General features: G+C 52.9%; 12 protein-coding genes. 9 read left to right on the top strand and 3 right to left on the bottom strand.

Annotated features, from left to right (window positions below):
• Window positions 1-255 precede the first annotated feature (255 nt).
• Together CFLAV_RS17915 and CFLAV_RS17920 are read left to right on the top strand one after the other, a co-directional pair.
• Entirely contained in the window at window positions 256-1,923 is a 1,668-nt protein-coding gene (locus CFLAV_RS17915; RefSeq protein WP_007416200.1) for a response regulator, read from the top strand.
• Entirely contained in the window at window positions 1,920-3,317 is a 1,398-nt protein-coding gene (locus CFLAV_RS17920; protein WP_007416201.1) for an ATP-binding protein, read from the top strand. The genes CFLAV_RS17915 and CFLAV_RS17920 overlap by 4 nt, the downstream gene beginning before the upstream one ends.
• Before the next feature lie 2 nt (window positions 3,318-3,319).
• Here CFLAV_RS17920 and CFLAV_RS17925 read toward each other — a convergent pair whose 3' ends face one another.
• Window positions 3,320-4,249, bottom strand: coding sequence for a DUF5996 family protein (locus CFLAV_RS17925; RefSeq protein ID WP_040549340.1), 930 nt, complete (start codon window positions 4,247-4,249; stop codon window positions 3,320-3,322).
• Between the two features lie 210 nt (window positions 4,250-4,459).
• Here CFLAV_RS17925 and egtB point away from each other — a divergent pair, with 210 nt between their 5' ends.
• From egtB to CFLAV_RS17950, 6 genes are all read left to right on the top strand, one after another.
• The gene (egtB, locus tag CFLAV_RS17930; protein ID WP_007416203.1) at window positions 4,460-5,797 is read left to right on the top strand and encodes an ergothioneine biosynthesis protein EgtB; all 1,338 of its coding nucleotides are present in this window, start codon (window positions 4,460-4,462) and stop codon (window positions 5,795-5,797) included.
• Window positions 5,794-6,780 (top strand): L-histidine N(alpha)-methyltransferase, encoded by a 987-nt coding sequence (gene egtD, locus CFLAV_RS17935; protein WP_007416204.1) that lies wholly within the window; start codon window positions 5,794-5,796, stop codon window positions 6,778-6,780. The genes egtB and egtD overlap by 4 nt, the downstream gene beginning before the upstream one ends.
• A gap of 43 nt (window positions 6,781-6,823) precedes the next feature.
• On the top strand, window positions 6,824-7,081 hold the full coding sequence (locus CFLAV_RS37655) for a ubiquitin carboxyl-terminal hydrolase 14 (RefSeq protein ID WP_083809009.1): 258 nt from the start codon (window positions 6,824-6,826) through the stop codon (window positions 7,079-7,081).
• An 18-nt stretch (window positions 7,082-7,099) separates the two neighbouring features.
• On the top strand, window positions 7,100-7,855 hold the full coding sequence (locus CFLAV_RS17940; RefSeq protein ID WP_007416206.1) for an ATP-binding cassette domain-containing protein: 756 nt from the start codon (window positions 7,100-7,102) through the stop codon (window positions 7,853-7,855).
• The gene (locus CFLAV_RS17945) at window positions 7,852-9,339 is read left to right on the top strand and encodes a glycine betaine ABC transporter substrate-binding protein (protein ID WP_007416207.1); all 1,488 of its coding nucleotides are present in this window, start codon (window positions 7,852-7,854) and stop codon (window positions 9,337-9,339) included. The genes CFLAV_RS17940 and CFLAV_RS17945 overlap by 4 nt, the downstream gene beginning before the upstream one ends.
• A 230-nt stretch (window positions 9,340-9,569) precedes the next feature.
• Window positions 9,570-10,898, top strand: coding sequence for a Gfo/Idh/MocA family protein (locus tag CFLAV_RS17950; protein ID WP_007416208.1), 1,329 nt, complete (start codon window positions 9,570-9,572; stop codon window positions 10,896-10,898).
• A gap of 5 nt (window positions 10,899-10,903) precedes the next feature.
• Here the strand turns inward: CFLAV_RS17950 and CFLAV_RS17955 are convergent, their stop codons facing one another.
• Window positions 10,904-12,469, bottom strand: a complete 1,566-nt coding sequence (locus CFLAV_RS17955) for a flippase activity-associated protein Agl23 (RefSeq protein ID WP_007416209.1) — start codon at window positions 12,467-12,469, stop codon at window positions 10,904-10,906.
• Entirely contained in the window at window positions 12,466-13,137 is a 672-nt protein-coding gene (locus CFLAV_RS17960) for a discoidin/SUN/FTP domain-containing protein (protein ID WP_040549322.1), read from the bottom strand. Before CFLAV_RS17960 ends, CFLAV_RS17955 begins: the two co-directional genes overlap by 4 nt.
• Before the next feature lie 139 nt (window positions 13,138-13,276).
• Here CFLAV_RS17960 and CFLAV_RS35575 point away from each other — a divergent pair, with 139 nt between their 5' ends.
• The gene (locus CFLAV_RS35575; protein ID WP_007416211.1) at window positions 13,277-16,399 is read left to right on the top strand and encodes a PSD1 and planctomycete cytochrome C domain-containing protein; all 3,123 of its coding nucleotides are present in this window, start codon (window positions 13,277-13,279) and stop codon (window positions 16,397-16,399) included.
• Window positions 16,400-16,405 lie beyond the last annotated feature (6 nt).

Raw genomic sequence — 16,405 nt, forward strand, 5'->3', positions numbered from 1 at the left:
TTCATTGCGCAATTTATATACATTTTATCGGAAACTCGCTGCCGGGAGTTTGATGGGCATGATGAGGTGGAGGTCGGGTTATCTCGGGTTAACTCGCGCTATCTCGCCCTAACTCGGGTTATCTCGGGTTAAAAAAGGAGAAATAAAGTGAGAGCCGGCCTGTGGATCAACGGTGGTTCGTTTTTAAATGGCAGCCAACTGCTTGCAGAACCGGAATGTCGGTCTAGATTGTGGACAACTGAGGGTGAAATTTTTATGGCAAAACCAGTCATTTGGACAGTGGACGATGACCCGGATGTTTTGCGGGCTGTGGAGCGGGATTTGCGGCGTCAGTACGGAGATCGTTATCGTGTTCTGGCCGCAGATTCCGGCGCAAAGGCGCTGGAAGGGGTCAAGCAACTGAAACTTCGCAACGAGCCGATCGCTCTTTTCCTGGTTGATCAGCGCATGCCGCGCATGAGCGGCGTCGAGTTTCTTGAGGCGGCTCTTGAATTTTTCCCAGAAGCCAAGCGGGTGTTATTAACGGCTTATGCTGATACGGATGCGGCGATTAAGGCCATCAATGACGTCCAGATCAGCCATTATTTGATGAAGCCGTGGGATCCGCCCGAGGAGCGGCTGTATCCGGTGGTGGATGATATACTGGATGACTGGCTGGCTTCATTTCGACCTGGATTTGAAGGCATTAGAGTGATTGGAAACCGCTGGTCTCCAGCTTCCTATCAAATCAAGGATTTTCTGGCGCGCAACCAGGTGCCTTACCTGTGGCTGGATGTGGAAGCTGACTCGGAAGCCAGAAAACTGATGGAGTCCGCGTCTGGAGGAGGCATCAAACTGCCCTTGGTTGTGTTTCCGGATGGCACGCGATTGAATGATCCCACGATTGGCGAGGTGGCGGCCAAGGCGGGGCTGCGCACACATGCAGAGATGCCTTTTTATGACCTCGTGATTTTGGGCGGTGGTCCGGCAGGTTTGGCGGCGGCAGTTTATGGCGCTTCGGAGGGATTGCGAACGGTGATGATCGAACGCGAAGCTCCCGGCGGGCAGGCCGGGATGAGTTCGCGCATAGAAAATTATCTTGGTTTTCCATCTGGATTGAGCGGCGGAGATCTTACCCGGCGCGCAGTGGCGCAGGCCCGGCGTTTCGGCGTGGAGATGCTGACGCCCCAGGAAGTCAGCCACGTCAGTACCAAGGATAATTATCGAATCGTGACCTTGGCGGACGGCGGTGTGATCAGTTGTCATGCGTTGTTGATAGCCACTGGTGTTCAGTATCGAAAGCTGGATGTGCCAGGGGTTGAGAGGCTGACGGGAGCAGGGGTTTATTACGGTGCGGCCAATACGGAAGCGCTCACCTGCAAATCCCAGGACGTTTATATCGTGGGCGGAGCCAATTCGGCCGGTCAAGGGGCGATGTATTTATCACATTTTGCCCGCAAAGTCACCATGCTGGTGCGTGCTGATGGTCTGGCCCGGACGATGTCCAGCTATTTGATTGAGCAGATTGCCAAGACCCCGAACATTGAAGTGCAGATTTGCTCCAGAGTGGTGGAGGCGCATGGGGAGAATAATCTGGAGGCCGTCAGCATTATGAACGACCAAACAGGGGAAGTCAGACGGTGTGAAGCGGCTGCACTTTTCATCTTCATCGGAGCAGTACCCCGGACAGAGTGCCTGGCCAAAATCCTGGAGTTGGATGATCACGGTTTCATCCTTTCAGGCGACGATCTGACCAGGGATGGCCGACGTCCCAAAGGATGGAACCTTGATAGGGCGCCTTATTTGCTTGAAACGAGCGTGCCCGGGATTTTCGTCGCCGGCGATGTGCGGCATGGGTCGATCAAACGTGTCGCCTCCGCCGTGGGAGAGGGTTCCATTGCCATTGAACTGATTCATCGTTATCTGAGCAACGTGAAGGTATGAGCGAGACATTGATTGGTGAGCTGCGAAAGCTGTCTTTATTCGAAAGTTTAAAGGAGGATGAAATTGCCTGTCTCGAGGACGGCAGGGAGCGCACATTGGCAGTCGGTGAAGTCTTCTTCAGTGAAGGGGATGTTGCGGATTTCTTTTCGATTCTACTGGAAGGGGAACTTAGGATTACGCGCAGATATGGCAAGCAGGATATTGTCATGGCGACACATCAGCCGGGAATGTTTTCCGGAGAAATCTCGCTACTGTTGGATCTTCCCGCCCTGGCGAGCGCAAAAGCAGTGAAGCCCAGTCGGGTGGCTGTCTTTTCCAAGGAAAGCTTTTGGAAGATTCTCCGTGTTTGTCCTTCGGTTGCTGGTGTGATTTTGCGCACGATGGCGATGCGTATTCGCAACGTGGAGGGATTTTCGCAACAGCGTGAGAAACTGATTTCCCTGGGCACCATGGCGGCAGGACTGGCGCATGAGTTGAACAATCCAGCTGCGGCAGCGGCCCGGGCAGCGGTTCACCTGCAAGCCACCACCAGCGACGTGCAGACTTATGCCTGTCACCTGAACAGAGTGCTGGATGCGGCTCAGTGGGAGATTCTGGTGGACGCTTCCAGTGAGGCAGTGCGGAGGGGGGCGGAGGCGCCAAACCTGGATGCTCTGGAACAAAGTGATAAGGAAGAGGCTGTTTCCACCTGGCTGGATGAACAGGCCATACCGGATGCCTGGCAACGAGCAGCCTCTTTTGTGAATGCGGGGGTGGATCAGAAGTGGTTGGGTGATTTGGTTGCAAAGCTGCCGCCACAGTCCGTAAATGATGCCTTGGGTTGGTTGGAGGCGCGCATTTCGCTCAAAAATCTGCTGAATGAGATTGAGCAGAGCACCAAACGCATTTCGGAACTGGTGAAGGCGGTGAAATCCTATTCCTACATGGATCAAACCCCGTTACAGCAAGTGGATGTTCACGAGGGATTGGAGAGCACCCTTACCATGTTGGGGCATAAGATGAAGGGTTTGACGGTGGTGCGGGATTATGATCGCAACCTGCCGCGCATCATGGCCTATGGGAATGAGCTAAACCAGGTCTGGACCAACCTGCTGGATAACGCTGCCGATGCGGCCAAGTCCGACGGCACAATATGTGTGAAGACTTACAGTGATGATGGGCAGATTGTGGTGGCCATCAGTGACAATGGCAAGGGTATCGATCCCGAATTGCAGCCGCGCATCTTCGAGCCGTTCTTTACCACCAAGGGAGTCGGTTCCGGCACCGGGCTTGGCTTGATGATCAGCAACCGGATTGTAGCGGACCGTCATGCCGGGGAAATTGAGTTCGATTCCAAACCAGGTCGGACAGAATTTAGAGTGCGGCTGCCGATTAACAAAGAAAAGATGGGTTAAGTTTAAATTTTCGCCCAGGCAGGTTGTTCCAGTGACTCACGATCCCATTTGCCGAGGGCCGCCCCGGCTTCGTAGGTGCTTTGTAGAAATGCGAGCAGGGTATTCCGAGGTGAATCGGATTTACGCACGTCCTCATACAGCAGCAGGAATTCATGGAATTGGTCGCTGTAATAAGCCTTTTCAGGTTGAACATGGCTTTCGCGAAAACCGGGAGGTTCAGGAGCCATATAGGAATAAAAGGCGCCACCGGTCATGTCGCCGGTGCCTGGCCAATAACCCGCGCTGCTGACTTCATGTGAATAGGCTTCCCTGGTGATGCGGTCAGCTCCGGGACGCTCCGGGGCCCGGCGTCCGGAAAAGCGGGTCACGCACAGATCGAAGCTTCCCCAAAAGAAATGGACCGGGCTGTCCTTGCCGATAAAACGGCCGCGAAACTCCTTAAAAACTGTGTCTACGGTGACCAATATGCGCCAGAAACGATGCGCGTGTTCCGCATCATAGGAGGCGTGTTGGCTATCCTGATCGAAGCGGATCGGATTTGGGATTTCGACCGGCATGGGCCAAATCTTAACATCGATGCCCAGCGAATGAAGGGCGTCCATGAACTCATGATAAAACTGAGCCACTGAACGGGGAGCCAACGTGAGCGTTTTACTGGCGCCCCAGCTCGTGTTGATGTCGATTTTGTGATCAATGAAATCAAACTCGATTTCAAAAGTGTCCCTCCCATAGGGCATGGGCGAGGTGGTCAGGCCTCGGGCAGAAACATAGAGGGCCACTTCCCACCAATGGTTTATGTGAGGACAAAGAGCCAGACGCACCTTCCCGACGATTTGTGTCCACATGTGAAGGGTTTCACAGGTGTCCTTCCATTCGGCTAAAGGCAGGGGGGGCCACGCCAAATCCTTGCTTGATAATGTCTGGGTTAACATGACTGTTCCTTTTTTGTTGCGCCACGATGAGGCTGAGTTTGGAACCAGCCCTGCCCGCACCACGCTGGCAGTGGGGACGATAATACTTCCCAATGCTACCATTACCATCACGGGATGATTCGTCAATCGACAGAAATTTGCACTTTGGATTCCGGCATATAGATTAGAGGATGCAATGTGGGAAGGGGAGTCGGCAAAAGAGGAGCTTTTATGAAAAATACCGTGGCAGAAATTGCTGGTAAGACGCGTTCCCGGGAGGTTGAGTGCGCGAATGGGCAAGGCATTGTTCACTCGAGAATGGCATTAATTGACCGCTATCGAGCCGTCCGCCAGTTCTCTGAAAAAATTTGTGAGACTTTGGAGCCGGAGGATTTTGTCATCCAAACGATGCCTGAGATGAGCCCCACCAAATGGCATCTCGCGCACGTGAGCTGGTTCTTTGAAACATTTGTATTGAAGGTTCACCTGCCGGATTATGAATCACTGCATCCGCAATACACCTTTCTGTTCAACTCCTATTATAATGCGGCTGGAAAGATGCACGCGCGTCCACAACGAGGTTTGATTTCACGGCCCACGGTAAGGAATACCTACGAGTACCGGAAATATGTGGACACAATGGTATTGAAACTTTTGGGTGAGGCGTCCGAAAGGAAACTGGAAGTGCTGGCTCCGTTAATTGTCCTGGGGCTGAACCACGAACAACAACATCAGGAGTTGATGTTAACCGACATCAAGCATGTTTTCTGGATGAACCCGTTGCGGCCGGTTTTTCGAAAGGAGAAACCCAATGCCGCCTCCAGTTCCGCAAAGCTGAAATGGCAAAATTTTGATGGCGGCATTTATTCCATCGGACATGAAGGGGCTGGATTTCATTTTGATAATGAAGGACCACGCCATGAAACCCTGCTTCAACCGTTCGCCCTCGCCAGCCGGTTGGTGACCAACCGGGAGTATCTCGAGTTTATGGAGGACAACGGCTACACCCGTCCGGAGTTCTGGTTGTCACTCGGTTTCAACATGGTAAAGGAAAAATACTGGGACTCGCCTTTTTACTGGGAAAGGGACCTGGGCAAGTGGGGCATGATGACCCTGGATGGAATGCGTGCAGTGGACCTGGATGAGCCGGTTTGTCATGTCAGCTATTTCGAAGCGGATGCTTATGCACGCTGGGCGGGAGCAAGATTACCCACGGAGGCGGAATGGGAGGTGGCATCCGAGGAGGTGCCTGTTGAAGGAAACTTTGCGGAAAGCGGGTTTTATCATCCAGCGCCAGCGAGGGAATCCGGTCGAACTGAAGGTTTGCAACAGATGTTTGGAGATTTATGGCAGTGGACGCAGAGTTCGTATTCCCCCTATCCGGGTTACAAGCCGGTGCGGGGAGCATTGGGGGAATACAACGGGAAATTCATGTGCAATCAATATGTCTTGCGCGGAGCGTCCTGCGCGACCGCGAAGTCACATGCCAGAAGAACCTACCGAAATTTTTTTCCACCCGATGCCCGCTGGCAGTTTATGGGCATTCGCCTGGCCAAGGAGATATCATGAATGGGAATCTAATTGTGGATGCGGGATTGTGCGGGGCGGAACTGACGATCGAGCACTTTCGGGACGATGTATTAAACGGGTTAGCCCGACGGCAAAAAAGTGTGCCCTGTAAATATCTTTATGATGAAGAGGGGGCGCGGCTTTTTGAGGAAATATGCGAGTTGGGGGAATACTATCCAACCCGCACCGAAGTGCGAATCCTGAAAAGGAACATTGGAGAAATGGCGGCGTGGGTTGGACCGAAGTGCAATCTCATCGAGTTTGGGAGCGGCAACAGCATGAAGACTCGCTTCCTGCTGTCTCATTTGGATCATCCGGCGCGTTATATTCCCATTGATGTTGCCCGGGCTCAGTTGCTGGAAACCTCCACGCGTCTGGTTAACGAATTTCCGGGACTGGAGGTGGCGCCTATTTGCGCCGATTACACGAACCACTTTGAACTGCCTGCCTTTTCCAGTTCCTCCGGACGGCCGATCGTATTTTTCCCCGGATCAACCATCGGAAATTTCGAACCGGAGGAGGCGGAGGGATTTCTTCGGCGCGTGGCTGAAATGTGCGGTGAAGAGGGTGGCATGTTGCTGGGGGTGGATCTAAAAAAGGATTCGGCAGTCCTTAATCCAGCTTACAATGATGCCGAAGGAGTGACCGCTGCGTTTAATCTCAACCTGCTGGTGCGGGCGAATCGGGAACTGGATGCCAATTTCGATCTCGCATGCTTCAGACATCATGCCTTCTACAACGAATATGCCGGGCGGATTGAGATGCATTTAATCAGTCGAAAGCGGCAGAACGTATCGGTTTGTGGAGAGGAGTTTGAATTTGAACTGGGAGAATCCATTTTAACCGAGCACTCCTATAAATACACACCTCAGGAATTCGAGGAACTCGCTGTCCAGGCAGGTTTTAAAGTGGTGCGATGCTGGACCGATGAAAGGCAGTGGTTCAGCCTCCAATTTCTTACGCCGCTATCGCGCTCGTTATAGTCGCAATGTTCGCTGCAATCAAATGTGTTAACCGGAGATTGGCATGGCTACAAAATGCAAACACACCAGTCAGATAAAACCAGTTAGTCCCCAGACTGAAGGTTGTGAAGAATGTTTGAAAATGGGGGATGACTGGGTTCACCTGCGTCTATGCCTTACATGCGGACATGTGGGGTGTTGTGATGATTCCAAGAACAAGCACGCCACGAAACATTACCATGCAACGCAACACCCGATCATTCAGTCCTTTGAGCCGGGAGAGGATTGGCGTTGGTGTTACGTTGACGAAATGTTGGTTTAAGCTCATCGTGGCCGGACGATGGCAGAGCGAAATCCACCTCTGATTCAGCTTCGGGGCGTTGGCGAACAGTTCGGAACTGTTTGGGCATTGCAAGCCATTGATCTCGACATCGAAAGAGGCAAGACCACCGTTCTGATCGGGCCCAGTGGCTGTGGGAAGTCGACCATTCTTCGACTCATCATTGGACTGTTGCAAGCGACCAGCGGCACTGTGGAATTTGAAGGCAAGCCGGTTTCCTCCGCCAACATTTTGGAGCTTCGGCGGCGCATGGGGTATGTGATTCAGGACGGCGGATTATTTCCTCATCTTACTGCAAGAGACAACGTGGTGCTCATGGCCAGGCATCTTGGCCGTGACCGTGAGGCAGTGCAGAGGCGGTTGAAGGAGCTTTGTGCACTCACCCGATTTCCAGAGGAAGGTTTGGAGCGATATCCCGTGGAACTTTCCGGCGGGCAGCGGCAACGGGTGAGTCTGATGCGCGGGTTGATGTTAAATCCGGATGTGCTGTTGCTGGACGAACCGCTTGGCGCGCTGGATCCAATGGTGCGTTTCGCGTTGCAAACCGAGTTGAAGGAAATTTTTCAACAACTCAAACAAACCATCGTGATGGTAACGCATGACATGGCGGAGGCCGCTTATTTTGGCGATACCATTGTGCTGATGAAGCAGGGGAGGATTGTGCAGCAGGGAACGCTGGCGGATTTGCGCGAGCGTCCAGCCGACCCCTTCGTTTCTGAATTTTTAAATGCACAGAGAGGGCTCGCGCCGGTATGAGAACGCTTTGGTTGTTTTTGCTTTTTTTATATGCCGCACGGCCTGCCAGCGCCGAGAAGGCAGTGGTGGGGTCGAAAGTTTTTACGGAATCCTATGTGCTGGGAGAGATTGCCAGGAAGGCGATTGAGAATGCTGGTGTTCCATGCGAACACAAACAGGGGATGGGTGGCACGATTATTTTATGGGAAGCCCTGAAGCAGGGGACCATTACCGCCTATCCGGATTATACTGGAACGATTCGTGAAGAAATTCTTAAGCTGAAGAAGGAGACAACGGTTGATGAGTTGCGGACCGAGCTGGCCCGGCAGGGCATAGGGATGACCCGCGAACTGGGATTTAATAACACATATGCGTTGGTGATGAATCGCAAGAAGGCTGAAGCATTGGGCATCCACAAAATCAGTGATCTCCGCAATCATCCGGAACTGCGCCTGGGATTGAACCATGAATTTCTAAAACGCCAGGATGGTTGGGAACCTTTGGCGAAGCGTTACAACCTGCAAATGCGTGATGTCAGCGGCATCGATCACATGTTGGGCTATACTGCGCTGGCCAATGGCTCGATCGATTTGAAGGAAGCCTATTCCACTGATGCCAAAATTGCGGAGAATGACCTGGTGGTTTTGCAGGATGACCTGAACTTTTTTCCCGCTTACAAGGCGGTTTTCCTTTACCGCATGGATGCTGATCCGCGTGTGGTCGAAGCTTTGAAGAAACTCGAAGGGAGCATCAACGAGAACTTGATGATGCAGTTAAATGCCAAAGCGGAGCAGACCAAGGACTACTCCCTGGCAGCGGCAATGTATTTCGGAGAAAAGAGTGCGCACCTGGGGCAGGGAGATCAATCGAGAAGAATGCTGGTCAAGATAGCGCACTGGACCGGGCGACACCTTTTGCTGGTGGGAATATCATTGTTTTTTGCCATCATCATAGGAATTCCGCTGGGCATTTGGGCCAGCAAGCCGGGATTGGCGAGTCAGATCATCATTGGCACCTCCGGATTGGTTCAAACCGTACCGGCACTGGCTTTGCTCGCGCTGCTAATACCAATCCCCTTCCTGGGGGTTAGCATAACAACGGCCATCGTTGCACTCTTTTTTTACAGTCTGCTTCCAATTGTGCGCAACACGGCAGCAGGACTGCAAAGCATTCCCACACCTTTGCGTGAGTCAGCAGCGGCGCTTGGTTTGGAACCGGGCGCCCAGTTAAGAAAAATTTTCCTGCCCATGGCTTCGCGCACCATTTTGGCTGGCGTCAAGACCAGCGCGATCATCAACGTCGGTTCGGCGACGCTGGCGGCGTTGATTGGGGCGGGAGGGTTGGGCGAGCCAATCATCAGCGGGTTGAATTTGAATGATCATGCGACCATACTCGAAGGAGCAATCCCGGCAGCCATTCTTGCACTGTTCGTGCAGTTCTTTTTCGATTTTTTGGATCGCTTTCTCATTCCCAAAGGGTTGCGGATTTCCTCTCCGAATTCCTGAATGGAATCCAGGGCCTGAGGATTCACCCCCCCGTCGACGGGTGTACAGAAACACTTTCATGTAAAGACAAAATAGTGGGGATGCTCCGCCTCCCCACAAGAAGCTGTTTACAGGACCGTGTGCGCGTGATAAGTGTTCACAACAACACCAATGAACCGAGCTGCTGATAATTCAGTTTGCACAATTGCTGGCGAGCCGGCATTGGAGCGGATCCCGCAAAAACTTCCATTATGAAAAACTCTGCTTTTAACACCAAGGTGAGCCGTCGGCGCTTTCTGGCCGCAGCAGGCGCTGCCGCCGTTTTGCCCACCATCATTCCCGCAACTGCATTTGGGCGGAGCAACAAAAAGGCTCCTTCCGACCGAATCACCATGGGCGTGGTTGGTTGGGGCATGCAAGGGCCGGGGAATACCAACTCCTTCCTGGGCCTGGATGATGTGCAGGTCGTGGCTGCCTGTGACCTCGATAAAAACCATTTGAATGCGGCCGTGGATAAAATTAACGGCCATTACGGGAATAAAGATTGCAAAGCTTATCATGATTTTCGCGAACTGATGGCCCGGGAAGACATCGATGCTGTGATGCTGGCCGTGCCGGATCATTGGCACGCCCTGGTTGCGACTGAAGCCGCAAAGCATAAGAAGGACATTTACGGCGAGAAGCCACTCGCCCGGACGATTGCCGAACAGCAGGCGATCGTGAAGGCAGTGGAGAAGAACAACCGCATCTGGCAGACGGGTTCCTGGCAACGCTCCACCCCCAATTTCCATAAAGGCGCTGAAATTGTCCGGAATGGGATGATTGGAAAAATCACGCACGTGGAAGTGGGATTACCGGGGGGACACAGTGATTTCGCCAAGACCGGGGACCAGAAAATGCCCAGCGACCCGCCGCCGGAACTGGATTATGAGATGTGGATTGGAGCTTCCAAGATGGAACAGTATATCAAGGCGCGGGTGCATATGAACTGGCGTTGGAATTACAATACTGGTGGGGGGCAACTGTTGGATTGGATTGGCCATCATGGAGACATTGCTCATTGGGGTTTGGATTTCGATAATAATGGTCCTTCGGAGATTGAAGGCACGGGCGAATTTCCGGCGCCGGATTCGGTATGGAATACGGCGACGAAGTATAAGATCGAATTGAAGTATCCGAATGATGTCACCATGACGATCGCGGGTGGATATCCGGAGATCAAAGGCGGCACGAAATGGATTGGCACCGATGGCTGGGTCCGGGTGGATCGCGGAGTTTTTGAAGCCAGCAATGAGGATTGGAGAGACTTCAAGCAATTGCCCGATGACATGGCGAAGGTAAAGCTCTACAAGTCGGACAATCATTTCCGCAACTTCATTGATTGTGTGAAATCGCGCAAGCCGACCATCACGCCGGTGCAGACAGCGCATCATTCAGCCATTCCCGGTCACCTGGGCCTGATTTCGATGATGGTGGGACGCAAGATCAAATGGGACGTAAAGAAGGAACATATTCTGGATGATAAAGATGCCGGCAAGTTGCTCAGTCGTGCTTATCGCTCCCCTTGGAAGCTCAGCTAAGTGGCTTAAGGCTCCGCGGCCTTGGGCTTGATGGTGTTGAGATAAGTGCGCCATAAGTCCAGGTCTACGTAGAGTTCGAAGAAAGTTTTTGGACGCAGTTCAAACAAACCCACCATCAGGTGGGTTTTGTTTTTGTCCAGATTGGCATGCAGGTCGGTGGAGGCGATCATGATGGGAGCTTCAGGGTCCTGCGGGATAGCGGAGTACCAGCCGATGCTTGGGAAGTCTCGCAAATAATAGGGCAGAGGCCAATATTCGCTTCCGGACGCCATTACCTTGATCGTGACCTGATTCTTTTCCGGGGAAGCTTGAGCGATGGCATTTACTTTTGCGACCAGGTTGAGGATGTCTGGCGAAGTCTGCGAATAGATATAAGGATTTTTGCGGTCGGCAGCATAGGTGGTGCTGAGTTGGCGGGCTTGCAACGTTAGATGGGCTGCACCTATCAGGAGCAACAGATTGACTGCGATTTTAACTGCGCGCCGCCGCATGAGGTTGATCAGGGCCACGGCCCCAAAACCAGCCATTAAAATCATCCCCTGCCAAAAAGTCAGCAGACACCACGGAGTTTTGTAGGGAATGGCGGCATAAATTGCGGTAATGATGAGCGTGTAAAAAGCCAGAAAGCGTAGAAATTTTACGTTCGCTCCGACCGTGCCTTTGCGCGTGAAGGTGGTGATGATTCCGATGCCGGCTAAAATCAGGATGAATGTCTCCGTGAAGACGGGGCCGCTGCCATTGTGAAAGAAAGTGAGACGTTCAAGATAAAAGTTCCATGGGTGAATGTGCGGTGAGGAGCCTTGAGCACGATGTGTCCAGGGTAAATAGGCGCGAAAGGCATCCAATGGACCGTTGAGGTTGGTCAAGAAGGAAGAAAGAAGCACAAACGCTACCGCGAGCCAGATCACGAGACCGGCAGCAACGTGGGGAAAACTAACCTTAAATTGCGAGGGTGGATCGCTGGCATCAATGCGTTGGATCCAAATCCAATTCAGCAGTAAGGCCATCAAGATTGCCGCCAAAGTGAGAACAAAGGTTTCCTTGGTTGCCTGCATGAGGCCGATGGCGGCCCCGGTGAGCATGGCCCAGCCCAGCTTGCGAGTGCGCGTGTAACGCCAGCCGGCGGCGATGGTCAGCAAGGTGAAAAAACCCAGCAGTATTTCATGAATGTAATAGCGGCTGTAGAAAACCATCGCGGGAGAGATGGTAATGAGGAAAGCGGCGCAGGCGGTGGCGCGGTAGCCGAGGGCATCAGCCACCAGTGGCAACAGGAGAATCAAGCCGACACCAAAGAGGACGTTGACAGTCCTGAGCCGGATTTCAGAAAGATAATTTGCGCTGGAACCGCCACTGAGTTTGTCCACCAGCCAGGTGAAGTACGGAAGCGTTGGGCCATGGAACTCGTTTGGATCGTAATGATACGAGCCCTGGTTGTGGAGCGTTTGAAATTTGATGGCATTCACCCCCTCATCATTGTGCATGGGGCGAATGTCCAACTGAGGGCATCGCAGGGCGAGCGCGGCCAGCATGGCAGCCAGCAGAAACAGGCCCAGCCTGGCAGCCCGGTTCATTTCACCGGGCGGCCGTAAATTTCCACTTCCGTATACTCGTTGAGCGAACTATCGGTGTTGCCTTTGGAATAGAGACGAACGAATTGGGCTTTTTCACCCTTGGCATCGAAGGTCCTGCCGGAGTTGGTTTCAAAATATTCGCGATCGGTGCCGACACCAAGGCCGGAGGAGTTGTCCGTGTCATTATTAAATATGGTGCGGACATTCTTTGTAAACGCGGCATCGTCTGCAATCTGGGCAACGACGTCATGGTACACTTTTGGGACGTCGTGTGCATGCCAGACGACAATGGCGAAGACCTCCTGCGGAGCGCCGAGATCGAATTGAATCCATTGCCTACCCTTGCGCAGCAGGATCACAGCGTCATCTGTGGCTTCTTTATTACCATCAACAATCTTCTTCAACACGGCTGGCGAGCTGTTGGTGTCGCTGGTGGTGATGCTTTTTCCGGGAGCGATATTCACCGCATCCTTCGGGATCATCAATGGCGCCTGAGGTTTGTCGTCGATGGCACCTGCGGTGGTGCCCGGGGGAGTTTCCTTGGGAGTGCCGACGAACTTGGCCATGGGCAACTTGGGCTTCAAAGGCACCAAATCTTCGGCCGAGGCAATGGAACCAAAGAGCAAAACCGAAGAAAGGGAGAGGCAAAGCCAGCTTATGGAATGCATAGCTGTTTGTGTATGTGAGTTGGCTTGCATGCGGATCATGACGAGATATTAACTGGAGTAGCCGCCATGACAAGCAGGAAGGAATTAACAATTATTGAATATTTTGCATCTGCAGGCCGTCTTCAGCTAGACTTTTCCAATGAAGCTCTCCTACGTCACTTTTGGGCTTTTGATTTTGTCCGCTGGTCCGTTAATCCCGATTAACGGCGCGGCAGCCTCATCGTCGAGCAAGACCATTGATTTCAACCGCGATGTTCGACCGATCCTTTCGGATAATTGTTTCAACTGTCATGGGCCGGATGAAAAGCGGCGCAAGGCGAAGTTGCGATTGGACATCGCTGAGGGAGCAGTCGAGGTGCGGGAAGGCAAACAGGCCATCAAACCGAAGGACCTCCAGGCAAGCGAAGTCTGGCGTCGCATTAATACGAAAGATCCGGACGACATGATGCCACCGCCGGATAGCAACAAAAAGCTGACCGAGCAGCAGATTCAAACCTTGAAGCGCTGGATTGAAGGGGGAGCGCAGTACAAAGGTCATTGGGCTTTTGAAGCACCACGAAAACCGGGACTGCCGAAGATTAAGAACCGGCGCTGGGCGCGGAACGAAATTGATTATTTCATTGGCGCGGGGTTGGAAGAGAAGAAGCTCAAGCCCGAGTCCGAGGCGAGCAAGGAAAAGTTGATTCGCCGCGTGACCTTTGATCTTACCGGCTTGCCACCCACACCGGAAGAGGTGGATGCGTTTCTGGCAGACAAGCAGGCTGGTGCCTATGAGCGATTGGTGGATCGTTTGCTAAACTCGCCACGATATGGAGAGCATCAGGCACGGTATTGGCTGGATGCGGTGAGGTATGGCGACACGCATGGTTTGCATTTGGACAATGAGCGGTCGATGTGGCCATATCGTGATTGGGTGGTGAAGGCTTTCAATGAGAACATGCCTTACGACCAGTTTACCATCTGGCAGATTGCGGGCGATCTATTGCCCCAGGCCACGCGAGAGCAGAAAATTGCCTCCGGCTATAACCGTTGCAACGTTACCACGAGTGAAGGGGGAGCCATCGCGGATGAGTTTTATGTGCGATATGCGATTGACCGTACAGAGACAACGAGTGTGGTCTGGATGGGATTGACGGCGGGTTGTGCGGTATGTCACGACCACAAGTTTGACCCGCTCACGCAGAAGGAATTTTATTCGCTCTACGCGTTCTTCAACAATTGCACCGAGCAGGCGATGGATGGTAATGCACTGCTCACGCCGCCCGTAATGAAATTGCCCAGTCCGGAACAAGAGGAAAAAGTGGCCGGATACGACAAGGAAATTGCGGCGTTAAAAAAGGAAATGTCGGAAGAGGTGAAAAAAGTGGATTACAAGGATCCCGGGCCGCATGAAATAAAAGAACTGCCGGAAGCGCGCGAGGTTATTTATGTCGATGATGAATTTCCCGGCGGGGCGAAGCCGGAAAAAGTGGATGGCACGCCAGATATCGAGTGGGTCACTGCGGAGAATGGGCAGATCTTTAGCGGCAAGAGGGCCATCAAGAGGACGGCCACAGGATTGGCGCAGGATGTTTTTCAGAATGCCAAACCGTCGTTGGTTGTGGGCAAGGGAGACAAACTGTTTGCGTATGTTTATTTGGACCCGAAGAATCCGCCCAAGGCAATCATGCTGCAATTTCATACCACAGATTGGATGTATCGGGCGAACTGGGGTGATGAAGACGCGATTCCATTTGGCGAGAAGGGAAAGGCGCTGAAAAAAATCATGGGGCCACTGCCCCCGGTTGGTGAGTGGGTAAGGCTGGAAGTGGATACGGACAAGCTGGAGATGAAAACGGGTTTGCGCATCAATGGCATCGCCTTCACCCAATACGGTGGCACGGTTTATTGGGATAAGGCTGGCGCGATGACGAAGTTGGAGCAGGAGGATCGGTCCGGGCAATCACAATGGGCCTGGGAGGTGCACACCAAGGCGGAGAATGCGGCTGGCCTGCCGGCAGACATTGCGAAGATTATTCGTGAACGCACCGATAAGCGGACTGAAGCTGAAGGCAAAAAGCTCCGCGAATATTACCTGGAAAATATTTATGAGGAGGCCCGGAAAATTTTGCAGCCGCTGAATGCGAAGGTTGCGCCGATTCAGAAGCAACGACAAGAGTTGGAAGATAAAATTCCGGGGACGCTGGTGATGCAGGAGATGGAAAAGCCACGGGGGACTTTTGTGTTGAAACGTGGTGAGTATGATAAGAAAGGCGAGGAGGTTCAACCGGGTGTGCCGCACTTCCTGCCACCCCTGCCAAAGACTGATAAGACCAACCGGTTGGCGCTGGCGCAATGGCTGGTTTCGACGAATCATCCGCTGACATCGCGAGTGATTGTGAATCGTTACTGGCAGCAGTTCTTTGGAATTGGTTTGGTAAAGACGGCGCAGGATTTCGGTTCGCAAGGGGAATGGCCGTCCAACCCGGAATTGCTGGATTGGCTGGCGTGTCGTTTTATGGAGAGCGGATGGAATGTGCAGGCAATGCATCGGCTGATGGTGACGTCGGCGGCGTATCGACAGGATTCCCATGTGACGCCGCAGAAACTGGAAGTGGATCCGGAGAATCGATTGGTTTCCCGGGGGCCGAGGTTCCGCCTCGACGCGGAGGAGATTCGGGATAACGCGCTTTACGCGAGCGGATTATTGCTGGAGAAGATGGGCGGGCACGCGGTGCGCCCTTATCAACCAGAGGGCATTTGGGAAGCGGTGGGTTACACCGCCAGCAATACGGCCAAGTATACACAGGAGCATGGGGATGCACTGTATCGGCGAAGCCTTTACACGTTTTGGAAGCGAACCGCACCGCCGCCGTCGATGATCACCTTTGATGCGCCTTCGCGGGAGAAATATTGTGTGCGACGCGAACGGACCGACACGCCGCTGCAGGCATTGGTAACGATGAATGACACTCAATTCATTGAAGCCGCACGGCACCTGGCTGAGCGCATGCTGCAACATGAAAAAAATGTGGATCAACGGTTGGATTATGGGTTTAGGGTGCTGACCGCGCGTCATCCTTCGGCATTTGAAAAGACCGTGCTTAAGGAAACCCTGACTAAACATCTGGCCAAATATCAGCAAGACGAGGCAGCCGCGAAGAAGCTGATCGCAGCAGGTGAAACTCCGGCGAGCAAGGAAACCAATCCATCGGAATTGGCGGCATATACGATGGTTGCGAGCCTGTTGTTGAACCTTGATGAAGTGGTGAATAGGAATTGAGATATT

It is taken from the genome of Pedosphaera parvula Ellin514 (assembly GCF_000172555.1).
GTDB lineage: Bacteria > Verrucomicrobiota > Verrucomicrobiia > Limisphaerales > Pedosphaeraceae > Pedosphaera.

Excerpts from the sequence above, each read along its gene's own strand:
- CFLAV_RS37655 (WP_083809009.1), top strand. The coding sequence starts at position 6,824 with ATGGCTACAAAATGCAAACACACCAGTCAGATAAAACCAGTTAGTCCC.
- CFLAV_RS17915 (WP_007416200.1), top strand. The coding sequence starts at position 256 with ATGGCAAAACCAGTCATTTGGACAGTGGACGATGACCCGGATGTTTTG.
- egtB (WP_007416203.1), top strand. The coding sequence starts at position 4,460 with ATGAAAAATACCGTGGCAGAAATTGCTGGTAAGACGCGTTCCCGGGAG.
- CFLAV_RS17950 (WP_007416208.1), top strand. The coding sequence starts at position 9,570 with ATGAAAAACTCTGCTTTTAACACCAAGGTGAGCCGTCGGCGCTTTCTG.
- CFLAV_RS17940 (WP_007416206.1), top strand. The coding sequence starts at position 7,100 with ATGGCAGAGCGAAATCCACCTCTGATTCAGCTTCGGGGCGTTGGCGAA.
- egtD (WP_007416204.1), top strand. The coding sequence starts at position 5,794 with ATGAATGGGAATCTAATTGTGGATGCGGGATTGTGCGGGGCGGAACTG.
- CFLAV_RS35575 (WP_007416211.1), top strand. The coding sequence starts at position 13,277 with ATGAAGCTCTCCTACGTCACTTTTGGGCTTTTGATTTTGTCCGCTGGT.
- CFLAV_RS17945 (WP_007416207.1), top strand. The coding sequence starts at position 7,852 with ATGAGAACGCTTTGGTTGTTTTTGCTTTTTTTATATGCCGCACGGCCT.
- CFLAV_RS17925 (WP_040549340.1), bottom strand. The coding sequence starts at position 4,249 with ATGTTAACCCAGACATTATCAAGCAAGGATTTGGCGTGGCCCCCCCTG.
- CFLAV_RS17920 (WP_007416201.1), top strand. The coding sequence starts at position 1,920 with ATGAGCGAGACATTGATTGGTGAGCTGCGAAAGCTGTCTTTATTCGAA.
- CFLAV_RS17960 (WP_040549322.1), bottom strand. The coding sequence starts at position 13,137 with ATGCATTCCATAAGCTGGCTTTGCCTCTCCCTTTCTTCGGTTTTGCTC.
- CFLAV_RS17955 (WP_007416209.1), bottom strand. The coding sequence starts at position 12,469 with ATGAACCGGGCTGCCAGGCTGGGCCTGTTTCTGCTGGCTGCCATGCTG.